Annotated in this window: 10 protein-coding genes; all 10 read right to left on the bottom strand. The window is 57.8% G+C overall.

Translation table 11 applies throughout. The features are described from left to right. Positions 1–226: 226 nt before the first annotated feature. Positions 227–1015 carry an endonuclease VIII gene (nei, locus tag RTY00_RS13895; protein WP_312664850.1) on the bottom strand — a complete coding sequence of 263 codons (789 nt, stop codon included), beginning with the start codon at positions 1013–1015 and terminating at the stop codon, positions 227–229. 11 nt (positions 1016–1026) lie between these two features. Continuing rightward, positions 1027–1674: a pyroglutamyl-peptidase I gene (pcp, locus tag RTY00_RS13890; RefSeq protein ID WP_312664849.1), complete on the bottom strand. Its 648-nt coding sequence runs from the start codon at positions 1672–1674 to the stop codon at positions 1027–1029. A 7-nt stretch (positions 1675–1681) separates the two neighbouring features. Next, entirely contained in the window at positions 1682–2698 is a 1017-nt protein-coding gene (locus RTY00_RS13885) for a DUF979 domain-containing protein (RefSeq protein ID WP_312664848.1), read from the bottom strand. Next, complete coding sequence (locus RTY00_RS13880) at positions 2698–3426, bottom strand: DUF969 domain-containing protein (protein ID WP_008107005.1); 729 nt, start codon at positions 3424–3426, stop codon at positions 2698–2700. The genes RTY00_RS13885 and RTY00_RS13880 overlap by 1 nt, the downstream gene beginning before the upstream one ends. A 58-nt stretch (positions 3427–3484) precedes the next feature. Further along, positions 3485–4222, bottom strand: coding sequence for a 5-oxoprolinase subunit PxpA (pxpA, locus tag RTY00_RS13875; RefSeq protein ID WP_312664847.1), 738 nt, complete (start codon positions 4220–4222; stop codon positions 3485–3487). Beyond that, positions 4212–5144, bottom strand: a complete 933-nt coding sequence (gene pxpC / locus RTY00_RS13870; RefSeq protein ID WP_312664846.1) for a 5-oxoprolinase subunit PxpC — start codon at positions 5142–5144, stop codon at positions 4212–4214. The genes pxpA and pxpC overlap by 11 nt, the downstream gene beginning before the upstream one ends. Beyond that, positions 5138–5794: a 5-oxoprolinase subunit PxpB gene (gene pxpB / locus RTY00_RS13865; protein WP_312664845.1), complete on the bottom strand. Its 657-nt coding sequence runs from the start codon at positions 5792–5794 to the stop codon at positions 5138–5140. The genes pxpC and pxpB overlap by 7 nt, the downstream gene beginning before the upstream one ends. Positions 5795–5957: 163 nt before the next feature. Next, positions 5958–6701 (bottom strand): type 2 GTP cyclohydrolase I, encoded by a 744-nt coding sequence (locus RTY00_RS13860; protein ID WP_312664844.1) that lies wholly within the window; start codon positions 6699–6701, stop codon positions 5958–5960. A gap of 18 nt (positions 6702–6719) precedes the next feature. Beyond that, positions 6720–8147 (bottom strand): deoxyribodipyrimidine photo-lyase, encoded by a 1428-nt coding sequence (gene phrB, locus RTY00_RS13855; RefSeq protein ID WP_312664843.1) that lies wholly within the window; start codon positions 8145–8147, stop codon positions 6720–6722. 12 nt (positions 8148–8159) lie between these two features. Then, positions 8160–8722: YbgA family protein (locus RTY00_RS13850; RefSeq protein WP_312664842.1), on the bottom strand; the 563-nt coding region annotated here is incomplete at its 5' end.

Genomic DNA, 8722 nt, shown 5'->3' with positions numbered 1-8722 from the left:
ATTCGCAGCGCTGAGGCTTTTACGTTGGGCCAGGAGCCTCACGCATGGATGCGTGAGGCAGTTCGGGGCGGCCAGGACGGCCGATCCCCGAACGATCCGTCGGCACGACGTGAAAGCCGAAGGCACCGCGCCAGCGGCGCGAGGACGGCCCGTGACGCAGCTGATGTGTCAGAGCCCACACCAGATTTAAAAAGCATTAGGCCATCTGGCCGCCTTTCTTATTACGCTACAACTGGCATCCCGGACACCAATAAAACGGCCGCGATGACAGCACGCCCTTCTCAATCACCGCTCCACATCGCCGACATTTTTTGCCCTGCCGATGAAACACCTCGAAGCGAAACGCTGCCTCTTCGTGATACTTCTTCATGCTGCCACGCATCTGATACGACAAACGCGGCACCGCCAGCATCGCTTCACTCAATGCCGTCAACTGCTGCTCGCTGAGATCCTGCGCCCGATGCGACGCAAGCAATCCGGCGTGCCACAAAATCTCCACGCGCAGATAATTGCCGAGGCCGGCTAGAAAGGCCTGATCGAGTAACAAGCCGCTGAACTGGCGACGGCGAAAACGCGGCGACAGCAAACGCTCGCGCACCTCTTCCACCGTTAAACTGGCATCCAGCACATCCGGGCCTACACGTTGCAAAAACGGATGCGCCGCTAAGGTATCAGCATTGAGCAGCTCAATATCCGACGCGCTATACAGCAAAATGGTTTTATCCGCGGTAGCGAGCCGCACGCGCAGCTGGCGCGTAGTATTCGGCTGCGTGCCGGTTGGCACCACGCGCCACACGCCGTACAGCTGATTGTGGCTGTAGAGCGTTAGCCCGTTGGAGAAGTGGGTGAGCAGCGCTTTGCCGCGTGTTTCGAAGGCGTTGATGGTGGCATCCATCAATGCCGGTTCGTAGGTTTTCAGCTGTGGAAAGGCAAACCACACATCGGTAAGTGGTTTGCCAACCATTGCCTCTGCCAGCTGATCCGCCGCGCGGCGGATCTCCGGTCCCTCAGGCATAACAACTCCTGTTAATGCGTGGCGCCACCGACGACGCGGATATCATTTTCGGTACTCAGGATCACCTGCAGCGAAGTTTCCAGCGCCTGAATTACACTAGACGTCGCCATGCTGGCCACGCCGGGATGGTGCACCGCTTGTTCCGGCATATACGGGATGTGAATAAAACCGCCGCGCGCCTTGCTGTTGCTGGTGTGAATCCAGTGCAGCAGGCTGTACATCACGTGGTTACAGGTGAAGGTACCGGCAGTTTGCGATACCGAAGCCGGTACGCCTACTTCACGCAGTGCGGCAACCATCGCTTTGATCGGCAGCGTGGAAAAATAGGCCGCCGGGCCATCCGCCTCAATTGGCTGATCGATCGGTTGCTGCTGGTTGTTATCCGGAATACGGGCGTCATCCACGTTGATCGCGACACGTTCAACCGTGATGTCGGCGCGGCCGCCAGCTTGCCCGACGCACAGCACGCGATCGGGTTGAATCTCGTCCAGCACGCGCGTCAGCACTTCACCGCAGGTGGCAAACACCACCGGCAGTTGGCGTACCACAATGCGCGCACCGGCGATCTCTTTGCCGTCGAAGGTTCGCACTGCTTCCCACGAAGGGTTGATAGTTTCGCCACCAAAAGGCTCAAACGCCGTCATTAACACCGTTTTCATTGCAACCTCACAAGAACATCAGGAAGTAGAGCAAAACAATATTGACCAATAACAGTAGCACACCGGTTGGCACCTGAGCCTTGATCACCGCGTTGCGGTCCGGCAGCTCCAGCAGGCGCGCTGGCACGATGTTGAAGTTGGCCGCCATCGGCGTCATCAGCGTGCCGCAATAGCCGGAGAACATACCAATCGCCGCCATCACCGCAGGATTACCGCCGTGTTGCAGCACCAGAATCGGAATACCAATGCCGGCGGTCACAATCGGAAAGGCAGCGAACGCATTGCCCATCACCATGGTCAGCAACGCCATACCCACCGCATAGACCGCGACGGCAATCAGGCGATTATCCACCGCCAGATACTGCTCGGTGAGGTGCGAAATCGCCGTGCCGACACCGGCGCTGGTGAACAGCAGGCCAAGCGTGGCCAGAATCTGCGGCAGAATAAACGCCCAACCCACCGCATCCAGCAGACGACGGGTTTCCTGCATCGACTGCAGCGGCTTTTCGTGGGTAATTTTCAACGCGATCAGCCAGCCCAGCAGGCAGCCAATCATCATGGAGAACAGCGTCACCAATGTGGAGTGATTACCGGGACCAAACACCGTGTCCTGCAAGCCGGGAATATGGTTAAACGCCAGCACGCCAATCACCGTTACCAGCGGAATCGCCAGCGCTGGCAGGAACAGTTTGTTATGCAGGCGTTTAGCGCTTTCCTGTTTCTGCTCGTCGCTGCGCTGATGATAGCGGCCCAGACGCACGCCACCGAAACCGGCAATCAGCGCCATCAACACTACGGCCACGCCCACGCCAATATGCAACCAGCGACGGCCTAGTTCAGCATCGCCCGCCCATTGTCCCATCAGCTGGTAAGCACCATCACCAATCAGGAAAATCAGACCATACAATGCCCAGAACAGGCCGGTGGTAAAACGACGCGGGTTAGCGCTGTCACGCCAGGAAAGCACGGCGACCACCAGCAGGATCACGCCTGCCAGCCACATCAAATATTGTTGCTGGAACATTACTTCCCTCCTTTGGCGTTCAACGCCTGCTGGTTCAACGCGCCCAATTCACGCGACAGCTGGCGATCGAGACGCACCAAACGGGCTGAATGAATGAGGAAAGCACAGAGCGCGGTAGGGATGCCCCACAGCGCAATATGCAGCGGTTCGGTGCTGATACCGGCAGATTCCTGCATGAAGTTATGCATGAAGATAATCGCGCCAAAGGCAACGAAGATATCCTCGCCGAAGAACAGACCGATGTTATCGGTTGCCGCAGACATGGCGCGCAGACGATGGCGCACGTCTGGCGGGACGTCACCGTAACGATTTTCGGTAGCGCCTTCAGCCATCGGTGCCAGCAGCGGACGCACCATCTGCGGATGGCCGCCAAGGCTGGTCAAGCCCAGCGCGGCGGTGGCTTCACGTACAAACAGGTAGACGATCAGCAAGCGTCCGGCGGTGGCGGTTTTGATCTGCGCGATCCAGCTTTGCGCGCGCTCTTTCAGACCATGACGCTCCAGCAGGCCGATAACGGCCAGCGGCAGCAGCAGAATCAGCGGCAGGTTGCGGGTATTGAGGAAGCCCGAGCCGAGTTTTTCCAGAATGTCTGCCAGCGGCAGATGCGCCGCCAGCCCGGTGACGAAGCCCGCCACAATCACTACCAGCACCGGGTTAAAGCGCAGCACAAAACCCAAAATGATGGCGGCAATACCCAACAGCGGCCAGAGGTTTACCACGTTATCCATGTTGTTCCCTTATGTGAAAAGACAAAGCCCGGCGTGATGCCGGGCAATGAGTAAAACGTTATGCGCTGGTGACAGCAATCTGACTGGTCGCAAATGCCGCGCGCAGCGTGCGGGCGAATTGCAGCGCGTGTGCGCCATCGCCGTGTAAACAGACGGTTTCAGCGTTAACCTTGACCCATTCTCCGCTGATGCTCTGCACTTGACGCTGCTGTACCATCGCCAGCGTTTGCGCCAGCGCCTGATCGGCATCTTCAATCATCGCGTGCGGCTGGCTGCGTGGCACTAACGCCCCGCTCGCCAGATAGCCGCGATCGGCAAACACCTCTTCGCGGGTGCGCAGACCATGATGCGCCGCCGCCGCAATCGACGCGCTGCCCGCCAATCCCACCAGAATTAATCCGCTATCAACGGCTTTCACCGCGCGCGCAATGGCATCCGCCAGCTGCGGATCGCCCGCCGCCTGGTTGTACAGCATACCGTGCGGTTTGACGTGCACCAGCCGTTCGCCTTCGCTCTCCGCAATGCTTTTCAACGCACCAATCTGGTAGATCATCTGCGCATAGACTGTTTCCGGCGGTAGCTGCATGGGGGTACGACCAAAGTTTTCACGATCGGGGAAACTTGGATGCGCACCAATCGCCACGCCAGATGCTTTGGCCCAGCGCACCGATTGCAGCATGGTTTGCGCATCACCGGCGTGGAAGCCGCAGGCGATATTGGCTGAACTCACCAGCGTCAGCAGTTCCTGATCGCTGGCGCTGCCTTCGCCGAGATCGGCGTTAAGATCAATCTTCATGTGCCAATCCCCAGGCTATTTGGTCGAAGGAGCGTTGTTGATGCTGTTTGGCGTGAATCGCATCTTCCAGCGTACAGTGGATGAAGTGAATCGGTTCGCCGAGGCGAATTTGCGCCAGATGATAGAGATCGGCTTCGATGATGCAGGCAATGCGCGGATAGCCGCCGGTAGTTTGTGCGTCCGCCATCAACACAATCGGCTGACCATTAGGCGGCACCTGCACCACGCCAGGTACTAAACCGTGCGACAGCAAATCGCGCGTTGCATCGCGATGCAGTTGACGTCCCTGCAGACGATAGCCCATGCGGTTACTTTGCGGACTGAGCTTCCACGGGCTGCGCCAGAAACCCTGCTGCGCCTCACGCGAGAACTCGTTGTATTCCGGGCCCGCTAAGGCGCGTATGCGGTTGCCCCACAGCAGTTGCCGCACGCCGGCTTTATCTTTGAAGTCACGCGTTGGTTTACCCAGCGGCAGTTCGTCGCCGTCCTGCAGCTTACGTCCCTGCCAGCCACCAAACGCCGCCTTAAGATCGGTACTGACCGAACCGAGCATTTCCGGCACGGCAAAACCACCGTTGACCGCCAGATAGCTGCGCATACCGCGCGTTGGCGTTGCCAGCGTCAGCACCTGCCCTTTTTTCACCGGCAGACGCCAGCCAGTCCAGACCGGTTTGCCATCCAGATCGGCATTGCAGCCCGCGCCTGTCAACGCAAACCAGCCATCGCGGGTAAACTGCGCTTTAAATTGTCCCAGCACGATTTCCAGCACCGCGCTCTGCTCGGGGTTACCCACCAGCATATTGGCGGTGCGCATTGCCGGTTGATCGAGCGCGCCGCCGACACTGATGCCGTATTGGCGGAAGCTAGCGCGGCCGTGGTCTTGCAGCGAGGTCATCATGCCCGCGCGGAGAATTTTCAACATACGCCCTCCTGCTGCGGCACAAAGCGTACGCTATCGCCGGGGCGTAACAGTGTCGGAGGATGCTGAAGCGGATCGAACAGGCTAAGCGGTGTGTGACCAATCAGTTGCCAGCCGCCGGGCGCGGCTAAAGGATAGATGCCGGTTTGGCTGCCGCCGATGCCCACTGAGCCGCTCGTTACCAGCACGCGCGGCTCAGCACGGCGTGGCGTGTGTAAACGCTCATCCAGGCCGCCGAGATAGGGGAAACCAGGCTGGAAGCCGATAAAATAGACCACATAATCGATGCTGCTGTGCAGTTCTACCGCTTGCTTTGGCGTCATGTTGGCGCGATCCGCCACCACCTGCAGATCGGGTCCGCCTGCGCCGCCGTACACCACCGGGATTTCAACGCGGCGCGATTCCGGCAGCTGCGCTTCGCTCTCTTCCCACCAGCGCTGTAAACGCTCAATGGCGTCCAATGCATTGAGTTGCGGATCGCGCAGCAGCAACGTCAGGTTGTTCATTCCAGGAATCACTTCCTCTACCTGCTCGTTCTGCTGCAGTCGCTGACACAATCCCCAGATGCGCTGCTGACTGGTCAACGAAACCGGCGGTTCCAGTTCCAGCACCACCGCGCGCTCACCTAGCAGATAACAACGTGCTCGTTGCAAAAAACAACCTCCTGGTCAAATTCAAAACATAACGTAGGGTCGCCATTCATGACGACCGCATGTCTCGTTTATGCGTAAAGGCAATAAGTTATGCGAAAGTGACAGAGATGTGTCAACAGATTTGCGCCCTTAAACGCAGGTTAAGGGCGTGAGAATGGAAGAATCAGGCAGGATTGTCGATGTCGATAAAGGTCACATCAAGGCCATGATGGGTGGCTAACCATTCGCCCAGCGCCTTGATGCCGCCACGTTCGGTCGCGTGGTGTCCAGCGGCAAAGAAGTGCAAACCTTGTTCGCGCGCGCTGTGGATAGTTTGCTCAGAAACTTCGCCGGTAATAAAGGCATCAACGCCAAAGGCTGCGGCGCTATCGATAAAACCCTGACCGCCGCCGCTGCACCAGGCGACGCGCTTGATCAATGCCGGCGCGTTATCGCCGCAGTGCAGCGGTGTGCGACCTAAACGCTGGGCAATTTTCTGCGCCAGCGCCGCGCCACTCAAAGGTTCTGCAAGTTCGCCCCACGGCACCAGCGGCTGAATCTCGCCTTTCACTTCAATATCAAACAGGCGCGCCAGCTGCGCGTTATTACCCAACTCGGGGTGCGCATCCAGCGGCAGATGCCAGCCATACAGGTTGATATCATTGGCTAACAGCGTACGCAGACGCTGGCGCTTCATGCCTTTAATCACCGGCGCTTCGCTTTTCCAGAAATATCCGTGATGCACCAGCACCGTATCGGCGTTGCGCTTCACCGCTTCATCCAGCAGCGCCTGGCAGGCGGTGACGCCGGTGATGATGGTTTTCACCTCGGCGCGCCCTTCAACCTGCAAACCGTTCGGCGCATAGTCGCTGAAGGCGCTGTTATTCAGCTGCTGGTTGACGATCTGTTCTAACTCGACATTATTCATTACGGCTCCCTGACCGCCTCAAGCCGCGCTGCGAGCGCGCTCAAAGGCGTCTAGTGTCTTTTTACGTGCGTCCTTATGTTCCACGATTGGCGCGGGATAATCGAGTTTCTTGTTATTTTTCTGCGCCCACACCTGCGGCTGGTGGATATCGCTGTCGGGCACGTCGCTGAGTTCCGGCAGCCACTGACGGATAAACGCGCCCTGTTTATCGAAGCGCTCGCCCTGCGTGGTGGGATTGAAGATACGAAAATAGGGCGCGGCATCGGTGCCGGTTGACGCGGCCCACTGCCAGCCGCCGTTGTTGGCGGCCAGATCGCCATCGATAAGTTGCTGCATGAAATAGCGCTCACCTTCACGCCAGTCGATCAACAGATCCTTCACCAGGAAACTGGCGGTAATCATGCGCAAGCGGTTATGCATCCAGCCGAGCGTGTTGAGCTGACGCATGGCTGCATCAACAATCGGATAGCCGGTTTTACCCTGCTGCCAGGCTTTGAGATGCGCTTCGTTTTGCTGCCAATCCACGTTGCGCGTCCAGTCGACAAACGGCTGATGCTTACACAGCGCGGGAAATGCCACCATCAGATGACGATAGAACTCGCGCCAAATCAGTTCGTTCAGCCAGGTAAAAGCCTTGCCCTCGTTAAGCGCATCGGGATGCTCTTTCAATACGCGATGCAGACATTGACGCGGCGACAACACGCCTATCGCCAGATAGGCCGATAACCGGCTGGTGCCGTCAATGGCCGGCAAATCACGCTGATCCGGGTAATGTTGCACCGCATGTTTGGCGAAGTGGCGCAGCTGTTTTAACGCGGCCTCTTCCCCAGCCGGGAACATGGTTTCATCAAAGGCTTCATAGGGATAATCAAAGGCGGGGATCTTCTTTTTGATGCTGATGGGCGCGCCGTCACGCGCTTTCGGCGCGTGATAGCACTCCGGCAAGCCCTGATGCAGGCGACGAACAAAAGCTCTGCTGAACGGCGTGAATACCTTGAACATGGTGTTGCTGCCAGTTTGCACGCTGCCCGGCGGCAACAGCAGGCTGTCGTCGAATCCCTGACAAATCACGCCCAGCGCATCCAGACGTTTCTCCGCCCTGGCATCGCGTTCTCGTTCGTTGATTTCGTACTGATAGTTATAGAACAGCGCATCAACCTGCTGCTGCTGGCAAAATTCCGCCAGATGATCAATCGAAGCGGCAAAGTCATCACACTGATGGAAGTGCAAAGGAATGCCGCGTTCGGCCAGCGATTCCTGCAACAAACTGAGATTTTGCTGGATGAACGCCGCCTGCTTAGGTGCCATGTGGTGCTGCTGCCACTGCTGTGGTGTGGCTATAAACAGCGCAATCACTGTAGCCTGGCTATCACGGCAGGCAGCGGCCAGCGCCATGTTGTCATTGATGCGCAGATCGTTACGCAACCAAACTAAATGGGTGGTCATAAAGCCCCGAAATTATTGTCCGTAGCGCAAACGCAGCGCTTCTGGATATGGATCAAAGTAGCGCTGTTGTGCCAGCCACGGATGCGGATATTCCGCCATGTAGTGTTTCAGCATGGTGATCGGTGCTAACAGCGGCTGTACGCCCTGACGATAACGATCAATCAGTTGCGCCAGCTCCTGCCGCTGCGGCGAACTCAGTTGCGGACGGAAGTAGCCTTGTACATGCATCAGCACATTGGTGTGATTACGTCGCGATGCCTGATGTGACATCAGGTGCATCAAGCGATTGCGGTACTCAAAGGCGTAATCCTCCAGCGAATCCCACTGATCCATCGCCGCGACAAAGCGGCCCATCTCGCGATATTCGTCCTGCGCATGAGATAGCAGCAATAATTTGTAGCGACTATGGAAGGCCATCAGCTTGTGGCGCGATAATCCGCTGCGCCACATTTCGTTGAATTCGTGCAGCGCATAGACGCGGCCGATAAAGTTTTCGCGGATAGCGTCATCATGCAGACGACCATCCTCTTCCAGCGGCAGCCACGGCATCTCTTTCTGCAGAAATGCAGTAAACA

This window comes from Pantoea sp. CTOTU49201, from assembly GCF_032054795.1.
Classification (GTDB): domain Bacteria; phylum Pseudomonadota; class Gammaproteobacteria; order Enterobacterales; family Enterobacteriaceae; genus Pantoea; species Pantoea symbiotica.
This window is presented reverse-complemented; position numbering and strand designations above follow the sequence as displayed.